Annotated in this window: 21 protein-coding genes; 9 read left to right on the forward strand and 12 right to left on the reverse strand. The window is 60.8% G+C overall.

Translation table 11 applies throughout. The features are described 5' to 3' along the window. Window positions 1-62 precede the first annotated feature (62 nt). The gene (locus tag HB376_RS00845) at window positions 63-236 is read right to left on the reverse strand and encodes a hypothetical protein (RefSeq protein ID WP_213761539.1); all 174 of its coding nucleotides are present in this window, start codon (window positions 234-236) and stop codon (window positions 63-65) included. 38 nt (window positions 237-274) lie between these two features. Between HB376_RS00845 and HB376_RS00850 the strand changes: the two genes are divergently transcribed. Then, complete coding sequence (locus tag HB376_RS00850) at window positions 275-889, forward strand: helix-hairpin-helix domain-containing protein (RefSeq protein WP_213761540.1); 615 nt, start codon at window positions 275-277, stop codon at window positions 887-889. Window positions 890-1,088: 199 nt separating this feature from the next. Then, window positions 1,089-1,541, forward strand: a complete 453-nt coding sequence (locus tag HB376_RS00855) for a YidB family protein (RefSeq protein ID WP_213761541.1) — start codon at window positions 1,089-1,091, stop codon at window positions 1,539-1,541. A gap of 119 nt (window positions 1,542-1,660) precedes the next feature. Here HB376_RS00855 and clpB read toward each other — a convergent pair whose 3' ends face one another. Both clpB and HB376_RS00865 read right to left on the reverse strand, forming a co-directional pair. Further along, window positions 1,661-4,258: an ATP-dependent chaperone ClpB gene (clpB, locus tag HB376_RS00860; RefSeq protein ID WP_213761542.1), complete on the reverse strand. Its 2,598-nt coding sequence runs from the start codon at window positions 4,256-4,258 to the stop codon at window positions 1,661-1,663. A gap of 354 nt (window positions 4,259-4,612) precedes the next feature. Beyond that, a complete protein-coding gene (locus HB376_RS00865) occupies window positions 4,613-5,104 on the reverse strand; it encodes an Rrf2 family transcriptional regulator (protein WP_213761543.1) in 492 nt (163 codons plus the stop codon). 648 nt (window positions 5,105-5,752) lie between these two features. On the opposite strand from HB376_RS00865, the gene HB376_RS00870 reads away from it, so the two are divergent. Further along, window positions 5,753-6,352 (forward strand): group III truncated hemoglobin, encoded by a 600-nt coding sequence (locus HB376_RS00870; RefSeq protein ID WP_213761544.1) that lies wholly within the window; start codon window positions 5,753-5,755, stop codon window positions 6,350-6,352. Window positions 6,353-6,432: 80 nt separating this feature from the next. Here HB376_RS00870 and moaE read toward each other — a convergent pair whose 3' ends face one another. Genes moaE through glp form a run of 3 tightly spaced genes read right to left on the reverse strand, consistent with a single transcriptional unit; the run spans window position 6,433 to window position 8,467 of the window. Then, entirely contained in the window at window positions 6,433-6,912 is a 480-nt protein-coding gene (gene moaE / locus HB376_RS00875; RefSeq protein ID WP_213761545.1) for a molybdopterin synthase catalytic subunit MoaE, read from the reverse strand. 1 nt (window position 6,913) lies between these two features. Then, window positions 6,914-7,171: a molybdopterin converting factor subunit 1 gene (gene moaD, locus HB376_RS00880; protein ID WP_213761546.1), complete on the reverse strand. Its 258-nt coding sequence runs from the start codon at window positions 7,169-7,171 to the stop codon at window positions 6,914-6,916. An 18-nt stretch (window positions 7,172-7,189) separates the two neighbouring features. After that, window positions 7,190-8,467, reverse strand: coding sequence for a gephyrin-like molybdotransferase Glp (gene glp / locus HB376_RS00885; RefSeq protein WP_255631091.1), 1,278 nt, complete (start codon window positions 8,465-8,467; stop codon window positions 7,190-7,192). 275 nt (window positions 8,468-8,742) lie between these two features. Between glp and HB376_RS00890 the strand changes: the two genes are divergently transcribed. The 6 genes from HB376_RS00890 (at window position 8,743) to HB376_RS00915 (ending at window position 14,050) form a co-directional block, all read left to right on the forward strand. Beyond that, on the forward strand, window positions 8,743-9,288 hold the full coding sequence (locus HB376_RS00890; RefSeq protein WP_213761547.1) for an NUDIX hydrolase: 546 nt from the start codon (window positions 8,743-8,745) through the stop codon (window positions 9,286-9,288). A 14-nt stretch (window positions 9,289-9,302) separates the two neighbouring features. After that, window positions 9,303-10,052: a leucyl/phenylalanyl-tRNA--protein transferase gene (gene aat, locus HB376_RS00895; protein ID WP_213761548.1), complete on the forward strand. Its 750-nt coding sequence runs from the start codon at window positions 9,303-9,305 to the stop codon at window positions 10,050-10,052. A gap of 211 nt (window positions 10,053-10,263) precedes the next feature. Beyond that, a complete protein-coding gene (locus tag HB376_RS00900; RefSeq protein WP_213761549.1) occupies window positions 10,264-11,145 on the forward strand; it encodes an arginyltransferase in 882 nt (293 codons plus the stop codon). Between the two features lie 152 nt (window positions 11,146-11,297). After that, the gene (locus HB376_RS00905; protein WP_213761550.1) at window positions 11,298-12,338 is read left to right on the forward strand and encodes a quinone-dependent dihydroorotate dehydrogenase; all 1,041 of its coding nucleotides are present in this window, start codon (window positions 11,298-11,300) and stop codon (window positions 12,336-12,338) included. A gap of 132 nt (window positions 12,339-12,470) precedes the next feature. Continuing rightward, window positions 12,471-13,262: a cystine ABC transporter substrate-binding protein gene (locus HB376_RS00910; protein WP_213761551.1), complete on the forward strand. Its 792-nt coding sequence runs from the start codon at window positions 12,471-12,473 to the stop codon at window positions 13,260-13,262. A gap of 128 nt (window positions 13,263-13,390) precedes the next feature. After that, window positions 13,391-14,050 carry an amino acid ABC transporter permease gene (locus tag HB376_RS00915; RefSeq protein WP_213761552.1) on the forward strand — a complete coding sequence of 220 codons (660 nt, stop codon included), beginning with the start codon at window positions 13,391-13,393 and terminating at the stop codon, window positions 14,048-14,050. A gap of 922 nt (window positions 14,051-14,972) precedes the next feature. Here the strand turns inward: HB376_RS00915 and lepB are convergent. The 6 genes from lepB to HB376_RS00945 all read right to left on the reverse strand — a co-directional run bounded on the left by lepB (window position 14,973) and on the right by HB376_RS00945 (window position 23,602). After that, window positions 14,973-15,680 (reverse strand): signal peptidase I, encoded by a 708-nt coding sequence (lepB, locus tag HB376_RS00920; protein WP_213761553.1) that lies wholly within the window; start codon window positions 15,678-15,680, stop codon window positions 14,973-14,975. An 87-nt stretch (window positions 15,681-15,767) separates the two neighbouring features. Next, a complete protein-coding gene (locus HB376_RS00925) occupies window positions 15,768-16,748 on the reverse strand; it encodes a Gfo/Idh/MocA family oxidoreductase (RefSeq protein WP_255631092.1) in 981 nt (326 codons plus the stop codon). 342 nt (window positions 16,749-17,090) lie between these two features. Next, window positions 17,091-17,846: an FCD domain-containing protein gene (locus HB376_RS00930; protein ID WP_213761554.1), complete on the reverse strand. Its 756-nt coding sequence runs from the start codon at window positions 17,844-17,846 to the stop codon at window positions 17,091-17,093. Window positions 17,847-18,205: 359 nt separating this feature from the next. Further along, a complete protein-coding gene (locus HB376_RS00935) occupies window positions 18,206-19,774 on the reverse strand; it encodes a mannose-1-phosphate guanylyltransferase/mannose-6-phosphate isomerase (RefSeq protein ID WP_346730415.1) in 1,569 nt (522 codons plus the stop codon). Between the two features lie 179 nt (window positions 19,775-19,953). Continuing rightward, window positions 19,954-21,414, reverse strand: coding sequence for a flippase (locus HB376_RS00940; RefSeq protein WP_213761556.1), 1,461 nt, complete (start codon window positions 21,412-21,414; stop codon window positions 19,954-19,956). 247 nt (window positions 21,415-21,661) lie between these two features. Continuing rightward, window positions 21,662-23,602 carry an alpha/beta hydrolase gene (locus HB376_RS00945; protein ID WP_213761557.1) on the reverse strand — a complete coding sequence of 647 codons (1,941 nt, stop codon included), beginning with the start codon at window positions 23,600-23,602 and terminating at the stop codon, window positions 21,662-21,664. Between the last annotated feature and the right edge of the window lie 93 nt (window positions 23,603-23,695).

Genomic DNA, 23,695 nt, shown 5'->3' on the forward strand with positions numbered 1-23,695 from the left:
ATCCGCGAAACGTTAAATCTGAACCGACCTGCCCCCATCCGCCATGAGTCTGGTGATAATCGCTAGATAGAATCGAAACCGGAGAGTGGATTGGGTACAACCGGCAAAATAATAGCCGGCAATGTTGTAAAAAATAATCCCGCCCGCACCGGATGGACCTCGCTGCCATTATGCTGACCCGCATTTTGTCCTATGCTAGTTGGGCTTTCTGGCCAGGCTTCCAGTAAGGCCGACATCGATTCCTCCTCTTGTTTTTCAACCTGGAGCACTTGTCATGCTTAAGAAGCTGTTGATGCTGTGTCTGGCCCTTGCGTTGTCGATAGGCGCCGCGTTCGCGGCCGTCGACGTGAATACGGCGGATCAAACCTCGCTTGAAGCGGTAAAGGGGCTTGGGCCGGTGAAGTCGAAGGCGATCATCGACGAACGGACGAAGAACGGCCCGTTCAAAGATGCCGACGATCTCGCCAACCGCGTGAAAGGACTCGGCACGAAGTCCGTGACGAATCTGGAGCAGGCCGGACTGACGGTTGGCGGTTCATCCGCACCGCCGACCGGGACAAAGGCCAGCAAGACGCCGGCCGCCACCAACGCAGGCACTGCCGCGCCCGCCAAATCGACGGTGAAGTCGTCCACGGCTGCAACGGCCGCCACGTCACCCGCCGCGACCACGGCCACGACGCCCGCAGTGACGCCGGCAACGACGGCTACAACGGCAGACGCGGCTTCTGCCACCAAGGGCAAGAAGGGTAAAAAAGCCAAGGCCAGTGCGGCGGCTAGTTCGAGTACGGCGACAACAGCAACAGCCGATGCAGCCTCGGGCGCGAGTGGCGCCAAGGCGTCGAAGAAGTCCAAGAAAAAGAAAGCCGCGAGCGACGCGGCAGCAACCTGAGGACGGCGACGCACTTCGGCGCCGAATTCCGGGCGTGGAATGGTCATCGCGCGCAGTTCGAATTCAAGCCGCCCAGGTCGCCTTGCAGCAGAAACACTTCGGCCATCCTTCACGGGACGGCATGTTTTCCGGCCGGCACAGGCAAACCAGCATGACGCCGGACGGTATTTAACCAGCATCGTTTTCAAGTGAGACAGCCATGAGCCTACTCGATACCCTCGCCTCTTCTTTCGGCAATTCGTCTCAAGGTGGCGGCGCGCAGTCCGGCCTAGTCGCCATTGCGATGGAGTTCGTCAATAACCAGCCCGGTGGCCTGACCGGCTTGATTCAGCGTTTCCACGAAAATGGCGCGGGCGACATCGTCTCGTCGTGGGTCGGCAACGGCGAAAACAAACCCATCAGCTCGGACACCGTGACCAACGTGCTCGGTTCGGACGCGGTCAGCCAAATGGCGCAGAAAGCTGGCCTGTCCGGCGACCAGGTGTCCGGCATTTTGGCTTCGGTGTTGCCGCATCTCGTGAACCACGCAACGCCGGACGGCCAGGTGCCGGCGAACGGCCAGCTCGACGTGAGCAGCTTGCTGGGATCGCTCGGCGGGATTGGCGGTCTGGCAGGCTTGCTCGGCGGCAAGAGCGAAGAACCGAAGGCGTAAGCGTTGTTCGCCTGATTTTTGGGCACTAGTAAAAAAGGGGCAACGGATCACTCCGTTGCCCCTTTTTGTTGGAACGAATGACGCCCGGCCGACTTCGCCGGGCGCCTTCAGCGCACGTCTTAATGCACGACGCGATCGAACACCAGCTCGCCATCCCGCATATCGACGGGGATCACGTCCTTCGGTCCGAACTTGCCGGCGAGGATCAGCTTCGCGACCGGGTTCTCGATCTGCTGCTGGATCGCGCGCTTCAACGGCCGTGCGCCAAACACCGGGTCGTAACCCACCTTGCCGATGTGTTCCAGCGCGGCATCGGACACGTCGAGTTGCATCTCCAGCTTCGCGAGCCGCTCATGCAGCCGCTGCAACTGGATCTTCGCGATCATCTGGATGTTCTCGCGGTCGAGCGAATGGAACACCACGACGTCGTCAATCCGGTTCAGGAATTCCGGCCGGAAGTGCAGCTTGACCTCCTCCCAGACCGCTTCCTTCACCGCTTCGTGCGGCTCGCCGACCATCGCCTGGATCACGTGCGAACCGAGATTCGACGTCATGACGATCACCGTGTTCTTGAAGTCCACGGTGCGCCCTTGCCCGTCGGTCATGCGGCCGTCGTCGAGCACTTGCAGCAGCACGTTGAACACGTCCGGATGCGCCTTCTCGATTTCATCGAGCAGGATCACGCTGTAGGGCTTGCGCCGCACCAGCTCGGTCAGGTAACCGCCTTCCTCATAACCGACATAACCCGGCGGCGCGCCAATCAAGCGCGCGACGCTGTGCTTCTCCATGAACTCGCTCATGTCGATACGGATCATGTGATCTTCAGAATCGAACAGGAACGAGGCGAGCGCCTTGCACAACTCGGTCTTGCCCACGCCCGTCGGCCCAAGGAACAGGAACGAACCATACGGACGATTCGGATCCGACAACCCCGCGCGTGACCGCCGGATAGCATCGGCCACCGCGCCGATCGCTTCATCCTGACCCACCACGCGGTCATGCAGCTTGCCTTCGATCTGCAGCAGTTTCTCGCGCTCGCCCTGCATCATCCGCGACACGGGAATGCCGGTGGAACGCGACACTACTTCCGCGATTTCCTCGGCGCCCACTTGCGTGCGCAACAAGCGCGGCCGCGTCGGGTTGCTTTGCTCCGCGGTCTCGGACTGCGTGACCTGCTTCAGTTGCGTTTCGAGTCCAGGCAACTTGCCGTACTGCAATTCGGCAACCTTCTCGAGCTTGCCTTCACGCTGCAAACGCACGATGTCCGCCCGCACTTTCTCGATCTCTTCCTTCAGCGTCGCGCTGCCCTGCACGGCGGCTTTCTCCGCCATCCAGATTTCCTCGAGGTCGGAATACTCGCGACCCAGACGCTCGATTTCTTCCTCGATCAACTGCAAGCGCTTCTGCGATGCCTCGTCCTTTTCCTTCTTGACGGCTTCGCGCTCGATCTTCAACTGGATCAAACGACGATCGAGCCGATCCATCTCTTCGGGCTTCGAATCGATTTCCATCTTGACCCTGGACGCAGCTTCGTCGATCAGGTCGATGGCTTTATCGGGGAGAAAACGGTCCGTGATATAGCGATGTGACAATTCCGCCGCCGCGACAATAGCCGGATCGGTGATTTCCACGCCGTGATGCAGTTCATACCGTTCCTTCAAGCCGCGCAGGATCGCGATGGTCGCTTCCACCGACGGTTCATCGACCAGCACCTTCTGGAACCGGCGCTCGAGCGCTGCGTCCTTTTCGATGTACTTGCGATACTCGTCAAGCGTCGTCGCGCCGATGCAATGCAGCTCGCCGCGCGAGAGCGCCGGCTTCAGCATGTTGCCCGCATCCATGGCGCCTTCGGCTTTACCGGCGCCGACCATGGTATGAATTTCGTCGATGAAAACGATGGTCTGGCCTTCGTCCTTGGCAATATCGCTGAGGACGGATTTGAGCCGCTCTTCGAATTCCCCGCGATACTTGGCGCCGGCCAGCAGCGCGGCCATGTCGAGCGACAACACGCGCTTGCTCTTGAGCGATTCCGGCACTTCGCCGTTCACGATCCGCTGCGCAAGACCTTCCACAATGGCCGTCTTGCCCACGCCCGGCTCACCAATCAGCACCGGGTTATTTTTCGTCCGGCGTTGCAGGATCTGGATTGAACGGCGAATTTCATCGTCCCGGCCGATCACCGGATCGAGCTTGCCCGCGCGAGCGCGTTCGGTCAGATCAACCGTGTATTTCTTCAGCGCGCCGCGCTGGCTTTCGGCGTCCTGGCTGTTCACCTGGCCCCCGCCGCGAACCGAATTGATCGCCGCTTCGAGCGCCTTGCGCGTGAGGCCGTGCTGCTTGGCGATACGGCCGGCTTCGCCCTTGTCATCGGCGATGGCGAGCAGGTACATCTCGCTTGCGATGAACGTGTCGTTGAGCTTTTGCGCCTCTTTGTCGGCGCTGTTCAGCAAGCCGGCGAGATCGCGGCTGACCTGGACGTTGCCGTCCGTGCCCTGGACTTGCGGCAGGCGCGTCATGGCGTCCTTGAGCGCGGTTTGCAGCGCCTGGACCTGCACGCCCGCCTGCGACAACAGCGAGCGCGCCGAACCGTCCTGCTGCGCAATCAGCGCGGCAAGCAAGTGAACCGGTTCGATATATTGATTGTCATTGCCGACGGCGAGACTCTGCGCGTCGGCCAGTGCTTCCTGGAACTTCGTGGTTAGCTTGTCGATTCTCATATTGAGACCTCCAAATCGGGATGTGTTCAAAATGAGGCGTGATCCGGCACTTTCAAGCGCTCCACTGCCCAAAAATCGCACTTTTCTGCAAAATGCCGATTGACGCGATTGATGGTGCCGAGCGGTTGGTAGCGCTCGTAATGCGCAAAAACGTCGAGTCGGGGGAACAACGTCGTTGGCGTCCGTCGAGCGTGGGCGTCTGGGACCATTGTGATCGGATCGCGATGGCGGTGGACTGATCCAGATCGAAGAACCAGCACGGGCTGCGCCTGGAATACGCGTGCGTCAGGAAGGTCAGTCAGGCACATCAGTCACTTCAATTACCAGTCGCTTCAATTACATAAGGCAGCTCAGTCAGCTATCTCCGGCGATACGACCGATGCCCGCCGCTGCCGGCATTAAACGCACGATGCCGAGCACGCTCGCCAGCTCATCAGCGGGCGACGCCAGATCGCCGACCGTATGCTGATCGAGTTCCGCGAGGAACGCATCGCGCGCGGCGGCGAACACCCCGCGCAGGCGGCAATGGGACTGGATCACGCAGTGCCGGTGAGCTTCGCTTTCATCGGCGAAACAGCCGACTATCGAAAAATCGTTCTCCGTCTTGCGCACGACCTCGCCGATGCTCAGCAACGGTGTGCGAGGATCGAGCCTCAGGCCGCCGTTACGGCCGCGCACGGTTTCCACCCAGCCCAGTTCCCCGAGCCGCTGCACCACCTTCATGAGATGGTTCTTGGAGATCCCGTAGGCGTCGGAGATCTCCTGGATGGTCGACAGCCCCTCGGACCGGACGGCCAGATAGAGCATGACGCGCAACGAATAGTCGGTGTAATCGGTCAGTCGCATGGGTGTTCGCGTAGTTCGCGTAATCAGTCGCATGAGCCGATCGCTTGGGTCACGTCGGTCCGCAGCGGAGTAAAAGCTTCAATCGCTCGGATACAGGGTGTGGCGGCAGGCGGCACGGATAGTCAGGGATGCGCTCGATCTGCACCAGGCCGTGCGCGCGCAGCCCAATCCGCTCATCCTCGCCGCGCAACGCCGGCAATATGGCCACGGCCGCTGCGGCCAGCCGCCGCTTGCGCCACCCACTGCATCACGATTAAACGTCGATTATCATGGACGCAGTCAGCCGGATGTCAATCAAACGTCATTTTGCTCATTTGCCGCGCGTACCGGTCGAACTGATCGGCCATCACTGATGGGCTTGGCTTATCGGCCAGAACTCTCTGGCCCCATTTACGGATGGCTCATATAACCGTGTTGGGTTCATGAGCCTGCTTTATAGGGTCACTTGCCGCTCGTAAGCCCACTTATAAGCCCATTCGTAAGCGCATTCGGCGATAGATTCGTACTTTATCCCGCCCGAGTCAAATTTCCATGGCGCGTGGCATCTTATTAATATCCGGTGGGTCGGAATTACATGCGCGGATTCGAGAGCCATTGTCAACCTCGTCAGCCAGACTAAATCCCCACTGAATCCTGTCATCGAATCTTATGAGCAAGCCCCTGATTGAGCCCTCCAGCAAGGCAGACATACCACCGGCGCCATTCGTGCGCATCGCGGAACCCGACGAAACCAATATCCGCGAACTGGTCGACGCGTTCTACCGGCGTGTGGACGATGACCTGCTGCTTGGCCCGATCTTCGCCCGCGAACTCGCTGGGCGCTGGGACGCGCATCTGGCGAAGATGACGACATTCTGGTCGAGCCTCGTGCTGGGCACGAAGGGATATAGGGGCAACGTTCAAGAGGCGCACCGGCCTCTTGGCGATATTGAACCCCAGCATTTTGCCCGCTGGCTCACGCTTTTCCTCGATACCGTCGATACCCGCTACGAGCCCGCCGCAGCCGTGCAGTTCATGGAGCCGGCGCTGCGCATTGCGCAAAGCCTGCAACTGAGCAAATTCGGCTGGGACTATGCCATTCCGGACGCGCAGCTCGCATTGATGGCGTCGCTCAAGCGCCTGCGAACAGGCCGCAGCGAGAACGAGTCGTCGACGGAGTTGCCCGAGCGCAGCCACGGCGAACCCTTTCCAGTCAGGCTGTCGGGTGTTGAAAACATCGAATTACGCAACCGATCGAGCGACGCATAAGCGCGAACTCCCGATCCGCCTGCCACACAACAGGCAAACAGCCGAACGGAGCGCGGTCGAGGCCACTTGCTGCCAGTTGTTTACGCCCCCGTCCCTTTTGGCGTCTCCAGATTCCATCGTGTCAGCGCGGCGTCGTCGGATTCACGGGCATCGACCCATTTCTCACCGTGTTCCGTCTTTTCCTTCTTCCAGAACGGCGCCTGCGTTTTCAGATAATCCATCACGAACGCACACGATTCGAACGCTTGCGCCCGGTGCATGGCGGTTGTCACAACCAGCACGATCTGGTCGAGCGGCAAGAGTTTTCCCACGCGATGGACGATCAGCACATCCGAACCCGGCCAGCGTTCCCGAGCCTGCGCAGCGATTGCCTCCAGTGCCTTTTCGGTCATGCCTGGATAGTGTTCCAGCTCCATTGCCTGAACGGTTTGGCCCTCGTTCAAATCCCGCACCGTGCCTACAAAACACGCCACCGCGCCTACCTTGGGATTGTCCGCGCGCAGCGCGGCAACTTCCGTGCTCAGATCGAAATCGGCTTCCTGCACGCGTACCCGGGTCATCTCAGCCTCCCGTGACTGGCGGGAAAAACGCGACTTCGCAGCCTTCCGTGATACGTCGCGACGGGTCCGTCATTTCGTGGTTGCACGCCATGCGCAACGAGCGGCCCTCGGCGAGCGTTTCCGCCCATTCACCGCCGCGCATGCGCAGCCAGGCGCGCACGTCGCCGACGCTGGACACGCTGTCCGGCACATCCACGCTCTCGTTCGCCACGCCGAGCGCTTCGCGCACGCTGGCAAAAAACCGTAATTCGACTTTCATGATTGCCTTCGACGCAAATCAACGCATCAGTTCTGAAAACGGGATAAACCGCACGGTCTCGCCGGCCTGGATAGCATGATTCGGTGGGTTATCGATCAGACCGTCGCCCCAGACCGTGGATGTCATTACGGCCGAACTTTGATTCCCGAAGATCTCCAGCCCGCCCGCTTCGTTCACCCGGGCACGCAGGAATTCGTTGCGCCGGTCGCCCTTTTTCTGCGAGAAATCGGCGCGCATGGCATACACGCGCGGTTCAACCGCCTCGACGCCCGCCAGCCGCAGGATAAATGGGCGTACGAACAGCAGGAACGTGCAGAAACTGGAGACCGGATTCCCCGGCAAGCCGATAAAAAACGCCTCGCCGCCGTTTTTATCGGCAGGTTGATCCACCGGCCCGCGCCGCACCGCGCCGAACGCGAGCGGCTTGCCGGGTTTCATCGCGATCTGCCACATGGAAATGCGCCCTTCGGCTTCCACAGCCGGTTTCACATGATCTTCCTCGCCAACCGACACGCCTCCGCACGTGAGGATCATGTCGTGATCACGTGCCGCGCGCCGCAGGGTTTCGCGGGTTGCGTCCAGACGGTCAGGCACGATACCGAGGTCGGTCACGTCGCAACCCAGTTCACCAAGCAACGCACGCAGCGTGAAACGATTCGAGTTGTAGATCGCGCCGGGGCGTAACGGCTCGCCGGGCATGGTGAGTTCGTCGCCGGTAAAAAACACCGCCACGTGCACTTTGCGCACCACGTCGAGCGCAGCGCTACCCACCGATGCCGCGAGCCCCAGCGCCTGCGGCGTAAGCCGCGTGCCGGCGGGGAGAATCACCGAGCCGCGACGGATATCGGCACCTTGCTGGGTGATCCATTCGCCCTCCGGCGGCACCTGCGAGAACGTTGCGCCAGCGTTGTCGGCGCGAACCATTTCCTGCATCACGATGGCGTCCGCACCCGGCGGCACGGTGGCGCCGGTGAAGATGCGCGCGACCGTGCCGGCCGCCAGCGGCTCGGCCGCCTGGCCAGCCGGCACACGCTGCGACACGGGCAGCGTCACAGCGCTCGCATCAGACGCGCCGGCGAGATCCGCGGCCCGCACCGCGTAGCCGTCCATGGAACTGGTGCGCATGGGCGGGACGTCGAGCGGCGACACGACCGCTGTGGCCAGCACGCGCCCGAGCGCTTCGAAGGTATCGACGGTTTGCGCGCCGTCCACCCGGCGCGCGGCCGCCAGCAAGGTAGCGAGTGCGTCGGCGGTGGACAGCATTGGCGGGCGTGGAGCGGCGGGCGTGGTGGACATCGTCGGAAGATTTGTATTGGCCGTGAAATGGCGGAATGGTGAAATGGGCAGCGCTAAAAAGCGCGGCATCCGAAGCACTTATTGTAGCGAGAAGCCAGCACCAAGCGTCCGCCCGGTTGCGCCCGATGCGGGCTCATCGGCCATCCGGACAAGTGCAGGACAATGGCGCACACCGTCGCCCCCCGGCTACGCGGCGCTTTTTTGCCCGGCGCCCGCGCCGCCGCTCGACGCGGGCTCGGTGATACACTCGCACGACACTTTCAGACTTCTCCCCTATGAAATTCTGTTCCGTCTGCGGCCACGAGGTCGGCCTGAGCATTCCGCCTGGCGACAATCGCCAGCGCTACGTCTGCGGCAATTGCGGCACGGTGCATTATCAGAATCCGCGCAACGTGGTCGGGACCGTGCCGGTCTGGGACGACAAGGTGCTGCTGTGCCGGCGCGCGATCGAACCGCGCTACGGCTACTGGACCTTGCCGGCGGGTTTCATGGAGATGGACGAAACCACCAGCGAAGGCGCCGCGCGCGAAACGCTCGAAGAAGCCGGCGCGCGCGTCGAAATCCAGAGCCTCTTCACGCTGCTGAACGTGCCGCACGTACATCAGGTGCATCTCTTCTATCTGGCACGGCTGCTGGATCTGGACATCGACGCAGGCGAGGAAAGTCTCGAAGTGAAGCTCTTCGACGAGAGCGAAATCCCTTGGGACGAAATCGCCTTCCCAACGGTCGGGCAGACGCTGCGCTTCTTTTTCGCCGACCGCGCCGCCGGCAACTACGCGCTGCATACCGGCGACATCTTCCGCTCGCTGCGCGAAGGCTGAGCGCCCCGAGAATCATGGTTCCCTGGCTCGCCTCCGACGATCCGTTCCCCCCCGTCGAGCGCGCGCTCGGCGAGGCGAGCGGCGCGCCCGGATTACTCGCGGCCAGCGCTGAATTGCAGAGCAGCCGTCTCGTGGATGCGTATCAGCGCGGCATTTTTCCGTGGTATTCCGATGGCCAGCCGGTGCTCTGGTGGAGTCCCGATCCTCGCATGGTGCTGATTCCCGACGAATTCAAAGTCTCCGATTCGCTGCGTAAAACGCTGCGGCGCGTGTTGCGCGAGGCATCGTGGGAAATTCGCGTGGACGAAGATTTTGCCGGTGTGATGCGTGCCTGCGCCCAGACGCCGCGCGAAGGCCAGCGCGGCACCTGGATCACGGGGGATATCGTGGAAGCGTATTCCTCGCTGCATCGCGAAGGACGGGCGCACAGCATTGAAACGTGGTTCGAGGGCAAGCGCGTGGGCGGTCTTTATGGCGTGTCGTTCGGGCGCATGTTTTTCGGCGAATCGATGTTCGCGCATCGCACCGATGCCTCGAAAATCGCGCTCGCGGCGCTCATCGGACACTTGCGTCGCCATAAAATAGAGATGATAGACTGCCAGCAGAATACGTCGCATCTGGCGTCGCTGGGCGGGCGGGAGATCTCCCGCAAGGCATTTGTGAGACATCTGCGCGGGGCTGTCGGCGAGCCGCCGGTGCCTTGGCAGTTCGACAAATACGCGCTGCTCGAAACGCTTCGGCCACCCGTATCGCCGGTGGAATGAACGAGGCAGGTTTTGAACGAGGCGTGAGATCCGGGACGCCAGCCGATGCATGCTTTGATATTCGCGAACGAATCCAGAACCATCGAATGTGATGGTCAGCAGGCAAGATAGCAACACAACCGAGGTTTTCCGCCCTGCATCGAACCGCTGCGGCACGGTTGGGACGGCAAGCAAGATAGACGGATAGACGCTTAGAACGAGAGCTGCCAACGTGACTCACCCCAATGAGCTGCCGCTTTCTCCGCTTTCGGCGTTGCAATTCTATGCAACGGCGCCGTACCCCTGCAGCTATCTGGATGGACGCATTGCGCGCTCCCAGGTGGCAACGCCCAGTCACCTGATCAACTCCGACGTCTACACCGAACTCGTCAAGGCGGGTTTCCGGCGCTCGGGGGTCTTCACGTATCGTCCGTATTGCGACGGTTGCCGCGCTTGCGTGCCGGTGCGCGTGGCCATCGACCACTTCCAGCCGAACCGCACCCAGCGTCGCGTCTGGAAGCAGCATGGCGGACTGGTAGCGAGCGTCGCACCGCTTCACTACGACGAAGAGCATTACGCGCTCTATATGCGCTATCAGTCGGCGCGGCACGCGGGCGGCGGCATGGATCGCGACAGCCGCGACCAGTACGAGCAATTTTTGCTGCAAAGCCGGATCAACTCGCGCCTGGTGGAATTCCGCGAGCCTCTTCCCGCCGGCAATCCCGCAAACCCCGGTAATTCCGACGCAAGCCTGCCCGTCAGTCTCGTCGACGATCCGCCCGAGCGCGGCACGCTGCGCATGATCAGCATGATCGATATTCTCGGCGACGGACTTTCGTCGGTTTATACATTTTTCGAACCCGGCCTGCCCCACACCAGCTTCGGCACTTACAACATCCTGTGGCAGATCGAACAGGCGCGCAGCCTGGATTTGCCTCACGTCTATCTTGGTTACTGGATCCGTGAGAGCGACAAAATGGCGTACAAGGCGAATTTCCGGCCGCTGGAGGGCTTGATCGACGGCCACTGGGGGTTACTCGATCCCGTTACCATGCACTCCGCCGGAACGCCGCCCATGCCCGGCAAGATGCCCACGGACAAACCGCGGCGCTGACCCGTACGGCAGGCTCCTGCAATAGCCTTTTTGGTGGTCCTGCCTGAGGCCCTTTTCATCCGCTTTTCATCGGTGTGTCATCGCTTTTCGGCGTGCCTCCTCAAAGCCGTTAAAATGGCGCGTCTCAATTTACGCCGCTCCGGCCTTTCCTCGTGTTCAGCTCCCTCTACCCGCTCGCCCGCGCGCAACTTTTTCGCATGGATGCGGAAGACGCCCATCATCTGACGCTGCGTATGCTGGGCGCCGCCGGCCGCACCGGCCTGGCCGGCATGTTTGCCGAGCGCGCCGCCGATTCGCCGCGTACCGTCATGGGCCTGAGCTTTCGCAATCCGGTCGGGCTCGCGGCAGGGCTGGACAAAGACGGTGCGTGTATCGATGGACTGGCCTCGCTCGGGTTTGGATTCATCGAAGTGGGAACGGTCACGCCGCGCGCGCAGCCCGGTAACCCGCGCCCGCGCATGTTTCGCCTGCCCGACGCGCAGGCGCTGATCAACCGGCTTGGTTTCAACAACCGCGGCGTCGATCAGTTCGTCGAGAACGTCCAGGCCGCGCGGTATCGCGGCGTGCTGGGGCTGAATATTGGCAAGAATGCCGATACCCCCATAGAACGCGCCGCCGAAGATTATTTGTATTGCCTCGAGCGTGTCTACCCGTTCGCGAGCTACGTGACGATCAACATCTCGTCGCCGAATACGAAAAACCTGCGCCAGTTGCAAGGCGCGGGCGAACTCGACGCGCTGCTCGGCGCACTGAAGGACAAACAACAACGTCTGTCCGACATGCACGGCAAACTTGTACCCCTCGCACTGAAGATCGCCCCCGATCTCGACGACGAGCAGATCAAGGAGATTGCCGCGACCTTGCTGCGCCACAAGATTGATGGCGTGATCGCGACCAACACCACGTTGTCGCGCACCGCTGTGACGGGCATGAAACACGGCGATGAAGCCGGCGGTTTGTCGGGCAAGCCGGTTTTCGAAGCATCGAATGCGGTGATCCGCAAGCTGCGCGCGGAGCTGGGCAGCGAGGTGCCGATCATCGGCGTGGGCGGCATCATGTCGGGCGACGACGCACGCGAGAAACTCGCAGCGGGCGCATCGCTCGTGCAGATCTACACCGGGCTGATCTATCGCGGCCCGGCGCTTGTGACGGAATGCGTCGAAGCACTGGCCCGCACGAGTGCCGCTGCATGATTGGGTCTCCCCTTTCGCTACGCTTGGGCTCAACCCCACATGAGCAAACGATCTGAAGACGGCATTGCGTTTTAGCTATCATCGCCGCACTTCAGATTACTCACAAAAACCCGGACAAAGGTAACGCAACTCATGAAACTGTCTCTCTTCAAGAAAGTGCTCGTAGCAGGTTTGATCGGCGCATCACTCTCGGCGGTCGCGCACGCGGAAGACCTGCTGGATTCGGTCAAGCAACGCGGTACGTTGCGCATTGGCCTGGAAGGTACTTTCCCGCCGTTCAACTCGAAGACGCCGCAAGGTGAACTGGTTGGCTTCGACGTGGATATCGCGAAGGCGGTTGCCGCGAAGCTCGGCGTGAAGCCAGTATTCGTGACGACCGAATGGAGCGGGATCATTGCGGGCTTGCAGGCTGACAAGTTCGATGTAATCGTGAATCAGGTCGGCATTACCGATGCCCGCAAGCAGACGCTTGATTTCTCGCCGGCGTACACGTATTCAAATGCGCAGTTGATTCAGCGCAAGGACGACACGCGGGACTTCAAGACGCTTGAGGACCTGAAGGGCAAGAAGCTTGGCGTGGGTCTGGGCACGAACTACATGGACATGGCGAAGGCTGTGCCGGGTATCGATGTAAAGACGTATCCGGGCGCGCCTGAGTACCTGCGCGATCTCGCTTCGAACCGTCTGGATGCTGCGTTGAACGACCGCCTGATGCTTGCGTACCTGATGAAGAATTCGCAGTTGCCGCTGCGCACGGGTGCGAATGTGGGCCCGGGCAATCCGTCGGGTATTCCGTTCAAGAAGGGCAATCCGAAGTTCGAGAAAGCCATTGATGACGCGATGACCCAGCTTGAAGCCGATGGTACGTTCACGAAGATCTCGGACAAGTGGTTCGGTATCGACGTGACGAAGCCGGCGAAGTAAGCCGGCACAGTCAATCCCGGACCCTCAAGCGTTCGGCATCGGGGCGGCTTCCAGGGAGATGCCGCCCTTTGCATTTCGCCCTTTGCATTTGATGCCCGCCTCCGACGTTACGCCTACTCTACTCATTCATGTCCACGACATCCCTGCTCGTTCAATCCATGCCGGCCCTCGCACAAGGCGCCGTTCTGACGATCAAGTTCGCGGTCTATTCGATGTTCTTTGGCCTGATCGCGGGCACGATACTCGCGATGATGGGCATCAGCCGAAGCCGAACACTGGTCGGCCTGGGGCGCGCTTATGTGAGTGTGATGCGTGGTACGCCGTTGCTGGTGCAGATCTTCGTGATCTATTACGGGTTGCCGAGTCTGGGTATTTCGCTTGATCCGACGCCAGCGGGGGTGATCGCGTTGTCGGCGAATGTGGCGGCTTATCTTTCCGAAAGCATGCGCGGCGCTATTCTCGGGATTCAGAGTGGGCAGTGGCTGGCGGCTTATAGCTTGGGTTTGTCGAGGATGCAGACGCTGCGGTATGTGATTGGTCCGCAGGCGCTGCGGATTGCTGTGCCCAGTCTTTCGAATAGTCTCATTAGCCTCATCAAGGATACGTCGCTGGTGTCCGTGATTACGGTTACTGAATTGCTACGCAGTGCGCAGGAAGTTATTGCCGCTACTTATCAGCCTTTGCCGTTGTATCTTGCTGCCGCTGTGGTGTATTGGGTGCTTTGTAGCGTGTTGGAGTTCGTGCAGCGGATGTTTGAGCGCAGGTTGGCGTTGCCGGGGAGGCATTAGGGGTTGGTCGGTTCTGGGGTTGGTGGTCGGTCGGGTTCATTGCCGGGTTGGTGCTTTCGGCGTTAGCGGTCTGCGAGAGTCGGATTTTCTCTTTATCACTGTTAGCCACTGTGCGTGGCGGCACGTCATTTCTTTGTCCAAAGCGACAAAGAAACGAAGCAAAGAAAACGCTTTAACCGCTCTACCCTAAGTGTCCACAGCGTGCAGTTTCTATTCATAGGTGCCCCAAAAGCACGGTGCTCGCCAGAGCGGAGGATGGTTGAACCCCTCCTTCTCGCGAATCCTGACACGAACACGCTTCGCCCCGTACGCTCTCGGGCAAGCACCATTGCTAAGGAATCCAAATGGCCTCACACGTATTTACGGCTTCGCTTTTTTGCTGGGTTGGCTCCCCAGTCTGCGCGGCCATATTCGTGCGTCACAGCCCGATGCGGATTTACTACTTCAGTTTTTGGTGAGTTTGCTGCGCGGCCTAGACAGTTATTTTCGTTGGATACCGCCTTACGTATTTTGGGGCTTCGTTTCCAGGCGGGTTGGCTACGTGGTCCGTCACGCGTACAAATTGGTGGTCGGTCGTCCGCGGATAGCGCGGGGTGCCCCTTGGGCAGGTTCAATCACTGGTGGCGAAGCGTGTGGGTATCCGTGTTCGGAGAAGGAGGGGTTCAAACATCCGTCGCTCTGGCGAGCACCGTGCTTTTGGGGCACCCATGAATGAAAACTGCACGCTGTGGACACTTAGGGTAGCGTGGTTTAAAAGCGTTTTCTTTGCTTCGTTTCTTTGTCGCTTTGGACAAAGAAATGACGTGCCGCCACGCACAGTGGCTAATAGTGATAAAGAGAAAATCCGACTCTCGCAGACCACTAACGCCGAAAGCACCAACCCGGCATAGACCCCGACCGCCAACCTCAGAACCTAGCCCCCTCAAGACCTGTCCACCACCGCGAGCGTCGCATCCTCGTCCAGCCTGGCCCCAAACCTGTCCATCCGCGGCAAATGATGCCGATCCGGATCAAGCGAATACGCCACCCGCCGAGCCCGTCCCATCAATTCGCTGCGTGGAAAAAAACCAAAATACCGCGAGTCCGCGCTGTCATCGCGGTTGTCCCCTAGCATCAAATACTCACCCTTAGGCACCGTCACCGGCCCAAACGAACGCCGCGGACTCGGCGCCAGCACCGACAACCTCACCACATGCGTAACATGCCCGAACTTCTCGTCGAGATACTCGCCAGGCGAAGACGCATCGCCCTCCACGCCCGTGATATCGACTGGCTGATAACCCGCCCGCTTGCCATCGATATAAAGCACGTTGTCGCGCATGGCAACCACATCACCCGGCACCCCGATCAGCCGCTTGACGATCAACTCATGCGCCGCCGATGAATCCACCGTCACAATGTCCCCTCGCTGGGGATCATGCAGGCGCGCAATCACAATGTGCGTGAACGGAATACGCAGGTCGTACGCCATCTTGTCGACGACAATCCGGTCACCCTCGCGAATAGTGGGGAGCATGGAACCGCTCGGCACCACATTCCAATCGGCAATGGCGCTGCGAAACAGCGTCATCAACACAAGAAACGCAATCAAGTTCCGATTTTCACGCCAGAGTCGGGGAAACAGTCGCATGGTGGGAATACCGGCGGTTAAGGACGACGCAGCTTAACGTTCAAACCTGAAATGACGCTTAAATTAAATCGACTGGTCAGCCCGCGCTTATTCGGTTTCGAAAGGAAACCGCACGCCAAGGTCGCGACGAGCAGCATCGGTGATGGAAATCATCTGCATGGATATGGCATGCCGCATGATCGGGCTCTCTGTCTCGCCGCCGCGCAGCAACTCGCAAAAGTGCGCAGTCTCATAGTTCAAGCCACCACCCTCAAAGGGCACATCAAGCTCAACGGTGCGGCCGTCCACATAGCGAACCGTCGCGCGCGCAGGGTTCCACCAGTTCTCGTGGATGCTCACCGTACCGCCGGTCGCAGCAAGCAGCGCATCGCCCTTGCCTTGCAGATCCAACCCGCAGAACAACTGCGCAACACCCCGTTCATGCCGCACATTCAAGCTCGCGAAAGTGTCCACGCCGGTCTGCCCGATGCGCCCGAAAGTCTGTACCTCAAGCGGCTCACCCAGCCAGTCCACCGCTAGAAACGCTTCGTAGATACCAATATCGAGCAACGCGCCGCCACCCATTTCCATCGAGTACGAAGGGTGCGAAAGCGGCACGTTCGCGATCGAACAACCGGCCCGAACCAGACCGATTTCACCAATAGGATCAGCCGCGAGATGGTCGCGCAACTGCCGGTAGAGCGGATAGAACGGCGGTTTCATCGCTTCCATGAACAGCAGCTTCGATGACCGCGCCACGTCGATCATCTCCTGCAACGCCCGCGCGTTGACAGCCGCCGGTTTCTCGCAAAGCACAGCGCGTCCCGCCTGGAAAGCACGCAGCGCATACTGAGGATGGCTGTCCTGCATGGTCGCAATGTACAACGCATCGATGTTGTCGAGCAGCGCATCGAAACTCTCATACGCCCTGGTATGAAACTGCCCGGCAAACGCGGCTGCCGACTCGGGCCTTCGCGACCAGACGCCGCCAAGCGTTGTGCCCGGCACAAAGGCCAGCCCCCCAGCGAACCTGTGCGCAATATTTCCCGCGCCAACGATGCCCCAACGGATCGTGCTCTGTGCGTTCATCTGTCCCACTCCCTGCATGCGTGGTGAATAGTCGGCCAAGGCCGGCGATGCGCACATTGTCCCCTACGCAAGCGGTCTGCGTGAAGCCTCGACGACGCATGCGCGATCATGCGCAACGTATGACGTTCCGATCACAAAACTCAAGGGAATACGTCGGGAGATTGTCGTTCGACGCACAGGCCATCACGCGTCGATGTCAGGCAGGGAGGTGAAGTGAAACGTTTGCGTAGGTAAAAACCCGAATAGGCGCTGCTCGCGCCCGGCCACGATGAACGTGACCAGAAACCTCGGGCCAGCTTCGCCACGCCGGAACCGTCCCGGACGCGAAGCTTAAGGCAGGTGTCAGGCGCCGGCCGATTCGGATTCACCGACCGGTGGGGACGAACTGTCCTCGCGGCGTTCAAGCGAAAAAGCCCGCCCGACTTCCTCCGCGGTGACATCGATCAGCGTGCTCATCGCGCGCTCGGCCACACCGGCATCGTGTGCCTCGATCGCCTCCACCACGCGGCGCTGCGCTTCGAGCGTCGCGTCGCGCATGGTCGCAATGCCCGCCACGATCGGATAGACCGTCACCAGCGCACCCCGCACGATAGCCGTCATCTGCTGGAAGAACTGGTTACCGCTCGCAGCCACAATGCGCGTATGCAGCGCGACATCGGCGGCCTGGTACTCGGGCTCGCTGCCGTTGAGCGACGCAAGCGCGTCGAATGCATCGCGAATCCCGCTTACTTCGTCCGGCGTTGCACGGGCCGCCGCCAATGCTGCCGCACGCGGCTCGATCAACATTCGAAACTCGATCACGTCACGCAGGAACGCTTGATCCGGCGTCGCCCGGAACCGCCAGCTCACCACGTCCTCATCGATCAGCCGCCAGTCGCTCATCGGCCGAATCCGCGTACCCGTCTTGGGGCGCACATCCAGCATGTGACGCGCGAGCAACATGCTCAAAGCCTCGCGCATCACGGTCCGACTCACGTCGAACTCCTTCGACAAGACGTCCTGCGGAGGCAGGATCGCGCCGTACTTCTGTTCAACGATGCCCGATACGAGCCCGTCCATCACCTTAGCCACCAGTGATCGCTCTTTGTTTTCGTCCATCACCCCTCTCCCCTTGCGCCCTGCATTGTGTCCCTGCGCATCCGGCGTGCTTCCCCAAGCTCGCCGAAAGGCCCGGTGAGTGCCGCCTATTCATCTGATCAATCAGATCGATCAGATGAATCAGCGGCCCCGCGCCGTGCACGATAAATTGCGTGTTCAGTACCGCTAGCGCCAGTCGGAATGTCCCTCTCAAGGGTTATCCCTTTGCCTTTGCGTCTTTACGTTTCGCGATACTGCTTCGGCAATCGCTGTATTAAGTACTTCTTGATATCTTTGGTTCAAGTGCTTCGTTTAAGTTCTCTCCAACGCCCGGTCTTCATGCTGATTGCCCGACAAATCGCCCTGCCTTCGAAAGGTGTTCAGCCCCCTGTTTTCTTCTCGGTCACGCGTCCGTACTGATCGTCGAAACGCACGATATCGTCCTCGCCCAGATACGTCCCCGATTGCACCTCGATCATTTCGAGCGGCGTTTTACCGGGGTTTTCAAGCCTGTGTGTCGTACCGAGGGGAATGAACGTGGACTGGTTTTCGCTCACCAGGAAAGTCTCTTCTCCGCGGGTCACGAGCGCCGTGCCGCGCACGACAATCCAGTGTTCCGCGCGATGGTGGTGCATCTGCAGCGAGAGCCGTTCGCCCGGCTTCACTACAATACGCTTTACCTGAAAACGCTCTCCATGATCGATGGAATCATAGAACCCCCAAGGCCGCTGAACCTTGCGATGATCCTGCGCCTCAGCGCCTTTGGCGGCTTTCAGACGCCCGACCATCGCTTTCACTTCCTGCACACGATCCTTCGATGCCACCAGGATTGCGTCCGCGGTTTCCACGACCACTACACCCGTCACTCCGACGCACGCCACCAGCCGGCCGTCGGAATGCGCGAAACTGTCTGCTGACCCTTCGAAGATCACGCGGCCTCGAGCAACGTTGCCGTCGTCGTCCTTGTTCGACATGTCCCATACGGCATCCCACGCGCCGACATCGGACCACCCGGCCACCAGGGGCACCACAACGCCCGGAAACGCCGGCTCGTAAGCAATCCGTTCCATAACGGCGAAATCGATTGAATCGGACGGGCATGCTTCGAACGCGTCGACATCGAGTTGCGTGAAGCCGTCCTGATGCAGGCCACGTTCAAACGCGATCACGCACGCGGCGTGAATAGCGGGCTGGAAGTGCTCGATGGCGGCAAGCCAGACCGAGGCCCGGCACACGAAAATGCTGCTGTTCCACCAGTATTCGCCAGACGCCAGATACTGTTCGGCAATTTCCCGCCGCGGCTTTTCGACGAACCGTTCGAGCACTCGCGCTTGAGGGGCGCCATCATCTGCAGTTCCCAGGGCCGCGCCGGCCTTGATATAACCGTAGCCCGTTTCGATCTTGTCCGGCACGATGCCAAGCGTAACGAGCGCGCCGCTTGCGGCGTGTCCGATCGCCTTGGCGATCGTGCGACGGAACGCATCAAGATCGGCCACGGCGTGATCAGCGGGCATGGCCACCAGCACCGGGTCGTCGCCGGATCCGGCAGCCACTGCCGCCAGCGCAGCGAGCGTCAGTGCCGGTGCAGTATTACGGGCGCAGGGCTCAAGCACAATGCGCGCTCGACGGCCATTACGCTCGATCTGCTGGGCAGTCAGCAACTTGTGTTCCGTGCCGCAGACCACAATCAGCTCATCGGCGCTCGCGAAGCGCATTCTGTCTTCGCCATGCGTTGCCACATCAAGTCCGTCGAGACCGTCAAGACGGCGCAGCGTGGCTTCGAGCAGCGATTGCGCGCCCATGAGCTCGATGAGCTGCTTGGGGAATTGCTGCCGCGATAACGGCCACAGACGCGTGCCGGACCCGCCGGCGAGAATGACCGGCTGCACGCGAACACTCGCAGCGCCCGTCTTGGCGGGGCCTGTAAGCGGATGGCGGGACACGTCCACGGTGACTCCTGAAGCGTTGAAGCTGATTGAGGGCCGAACGCGTCTTACAGGTGCGGACGCGTGAAAAACACGCATCGATTGATGCGCTATTTAAGCAGGCAAATCTATTTTGTTGTGTGCGCGTGCGAACGCCCGCACGCTATTCGGTCGACCGGCCGTTCAAGGCACCCTATTCATCCTCAGCCGGCGTTGGGCAGCAATCTTTGCCGGAGACGCGAGACGACCTCGCGCAGTTCGCTCGATTCGCAGAACGACCATGCGAGGTTGCCGGCAATCAGCGCGAAGGCAATCGCGGCCATCCCGCTGAGCGAGTCCATGGAGTCGGCGCACACGGTCGCAACCACCAGGAAAACCAGATGTCCGGCCATGTTTCGCACGATCGGCCGTGGCTTGAGCTTCGAGAAATAAAGGAACGCCGCATAGTCGAAGAACGCCTTCGCAACCACCGCCACGCCCGCGCCCAGCAGGCCATACCAGCGGATGCTCAGCCACAGCACGAGCGCGAAGACCGGCAAGCCGATCCAGCCGACCCGCGCGACCTGCGCCGGATTGGCCTTGGCCTGGATCAGCACTCCGATAATGCTCGACTGCCCCGCCAGCCATACGCCAATGACAAGGATGCGTCCGACAGGTGCGGACTGAACGGCCATCTCATGGCCGAGCCAGACGTTCAGGAACGGCGCCAGCGCGAACAACGCAACCACCACGCATGGCGTGAACGCGCAGTTCAGGAATGCGAGCGCCTGGTGCGAGAGTTCATCGGCGTGATCGCTTGCGGAGGCTGAAAAGCGCGGGAACAACGTGCGCAGCATGGCGCTCGGCAGCAGGTTCATGCGCGTGACGAGGTTTTGCGGCGTGGCGTAATACGCCACGTACCTGGCACCGAGCATGGAACCGATCACCACCCGGTCGAGTGTCGTTGCGATCATGTTTGCGCCAGAGAACAACAGCAGCCAGCGGCCATAATTAAAGAGTTCGCGAATCAGCGGCCATTCCGGCTTCGAGATGCGCTTGATGCCTATTGCACGGAACGTGCCGTAGCCAAGCAGCAGGGCCGCCAGAAACCGCGCAATGACGGCTGCCGGCACAACCACCGCCAGCGACGGCGAGATCAGGTACAGCGCGGCCAGCGGCAGCAACTGGAACAGGAACGTGCCGATGGTCTGGTTGGTATTGAACAGCGCGAACTTTTCCATGCCGCCGATCGCGCCGCTGAACACCCACGAGATGTTGGCGATGGGCACGGCCACCGCAATCCACGGCAGCGCATGCAGCACTTCGCGCTGAAACACCGGTTCGATGGTCGCTATATGAACGACATACACGTACGCGCCGAACCAGATCAGCACGGCGCCGACAAAACCTGTGGCCAGGTTGAGAAAAAATGCGCTCCAGAAGATGCGCTCGATGGTGCCGTCGTTGGACTGGCGCGCCTTGGCGATATGGTTTTCGGTCGCCATCGAAATACCGAGATCGAGCACGCTGAAATAACCGATCAACGCCCACACCAGGTTGATGACGCCGTAGCGTTCAATCCCCATGCCGTGGATGTAGGCGGGTACCGTCGCGAGTGAGACGAACACGGGCAGGATGAGCCCGGCGAAATTGATCGCTATGTTCCTGAGAAGACTTTTTTCCATTGAGCAACGGGCCGATTACAACAAACTCACACAGGATAAATCAAGGCACCGCGTCACAGCTTTGCGGTGAATGCAGGCACGTTGCAGCGCACAGGTGATGCACATTCAAGTGCACGCAGCGGGTGCCCGCCCGAAGGTCAGACGAATTAGATGCCAGAGTAAGGGGGTGCCGCATCAGGGTCTGTACGCAGACGAACGCATTGCGTAGCGGCTTTCGATCTCTTGCAATTCTTTGCATTCTTTCGATTCATCGCGATTCGAGCGCCTTGGCATGCATGTCGGTGGGCATCTCGTCGGGCCGGTTAGCATGGGCTATGGCATGGGCTGTAGCACGGGCCGTGAAGCGCGGCAGCAATGCACCCAGGCGCGCCCAGCCAATGCCGCCACGCGCCGCTTGCGGCGGCTCGCCTTGAACGAATTGAACGAACGACGCCATCATTTCCTCGCGCGCCGAATACGAAAAGCACGCGTGATCGAGGGTGTCGTGATGAACGGTTTCGACATTGCGCCACTTGCGCATCCGTCGTCCGCCCGCACCAAAAAACACGGCGAACTCGTCCATGCCAGGATCTCCGGCGCCATAGACGAAGCGAACCTTCACGTCGCGCTCACCCAGCTCGCGAACCATTGCGCGCACCCGGGAACCGGACGAATCCACGCCGATCGTGCGCTCGGCGAAATACGCCACGCTGGCCTTCAGGCGTGTGCCCGAGCGCCGCGCCAGCTCCTTCACGATTGGCGTCAGGCGCCGTTGGCCGCGCAACACGCGCTTCCATTTGCTCGCCGTCTTGAAGGAGCGCATGAAGGTACTGGTTGCCGTCTTCGGCCGATTGTCGTTCGCGGCGAACGACATGGGATCTTCCGGGAAACCGAACTTGGGCGCGTTCACAAGCACGAGCGAACGAATATGGGGACTCACCGGCGCCGCGTGCAGGCAAACGTAAGCGCCCGAGCAGACCGCGAAACACGAGACATCGTCGAAACCGCGCTCGGCCAGGAACGCGGCAGCGCTCACTACGTCGTCGCAGCCCGAGCGGGAAAAGAGCAGTGAGAGCGGACGTTTGTCGACAACGGCGGCGCTGTCGCCGAGCGTGCCGACATCGAATCGCAACGACGCAAAGCCTTGCCGCGCAAGCCGGCGAGCGAGCGTGACCGAGATGCGCGCGTCACCTATCCGATGGGTCGCGCCCGGGTTGACGAACACGACCGAGCGGCGCGACTGCGCGCGCTCTTCCGGCTCACACAGAATGCCGAACAGACGGCCGTTGTCGAAGATCACGGGCGTTTCGCGGACCCCGTCGGCAATGAGGACAGGGGATTCGGGCGGCTTGGCAATCGATGCGGTCACCGCCGGTTCAGCCTGCTCAGTAACGCCCAACCATTCGACAATGCGTGCAATCGCCTGTCGTGGCGTCTCGGTCACGCCGGATTCCTGCATGAACGCGGCGCATTCGTCGAAGGCCTCGAACTGCGCATCCGCTCCTGCCGCGCTGCAAGCTTCGACGAGTTTCTTCGAGCGTGAGGGATCGTAAGAATCGAGTACAAGCAAGCGCCGCGGCGCTCGTTCAGCCAACCGTGCGTCCCGCAGCAAGTCGAACTTGCTCAGCATCGCGACGCTCGATGCGATCAAGCGATGCCCTACCGCCTCCGCATAGTCGGCATCGGCCGGCGGGGGCGCGACGTGAATACCACCTGTTTCAAGCCAGTTCTGCTGCAGCAGACGCAGCTCACGCAAGTATTGCCTGCCCGACAACACGGGGGCGAGCAACACCAGTTGATCGACTTCTTCGTCGGCCGCCACCAGCGCGGCGAGCGTCGCGCCCAGACGCAAGCCGCACAGGACCACTTGAGTGACCCCCGTCGATTCTTTCAAATAAGCGATCGCCGAACGAATGCTTCGCAACCACCGCTCGATCTGCTCGCCGTCTTCCGACTCGCCCGCCGAGTCGCCTGTGCCGGCGTAGTCGAAGCGAAGCGCCGGCGTGCCTGAGTCCGCGAGGGCTTCGGCGAACACGCGCCAGCCCTTGTGGACCCACATGGCCTCGCGGCCGAACGGCTGGCAGAGCACTACGCCGCGCGTCGCGGCAGGCCCACCCTCGTGCAACCAGCCAAAGCAATGGTCAAAAATTATTGGCGTCATCTCGAAGTTGCGTCCCGAAAGAGCGTCGTTATTAAGTTGTCTGCGCATTACACTTTCACTACGCCAATGATTCAGTGCGTCCGCACACACTGCACAAGCGCAGGCTGATATTTCCGCCACCGCGAGCACTTTTCCGCCACC

Origin of the sequence: Caballeronia sp. dw_19 (genome assembly GCF_018449515.1) — a bacterium.
GTDB lineage: Bacteria > Pseudomonadota > Gammaproteobacteria > Burkholderiales > Burkholderiaceae > Caballeronia.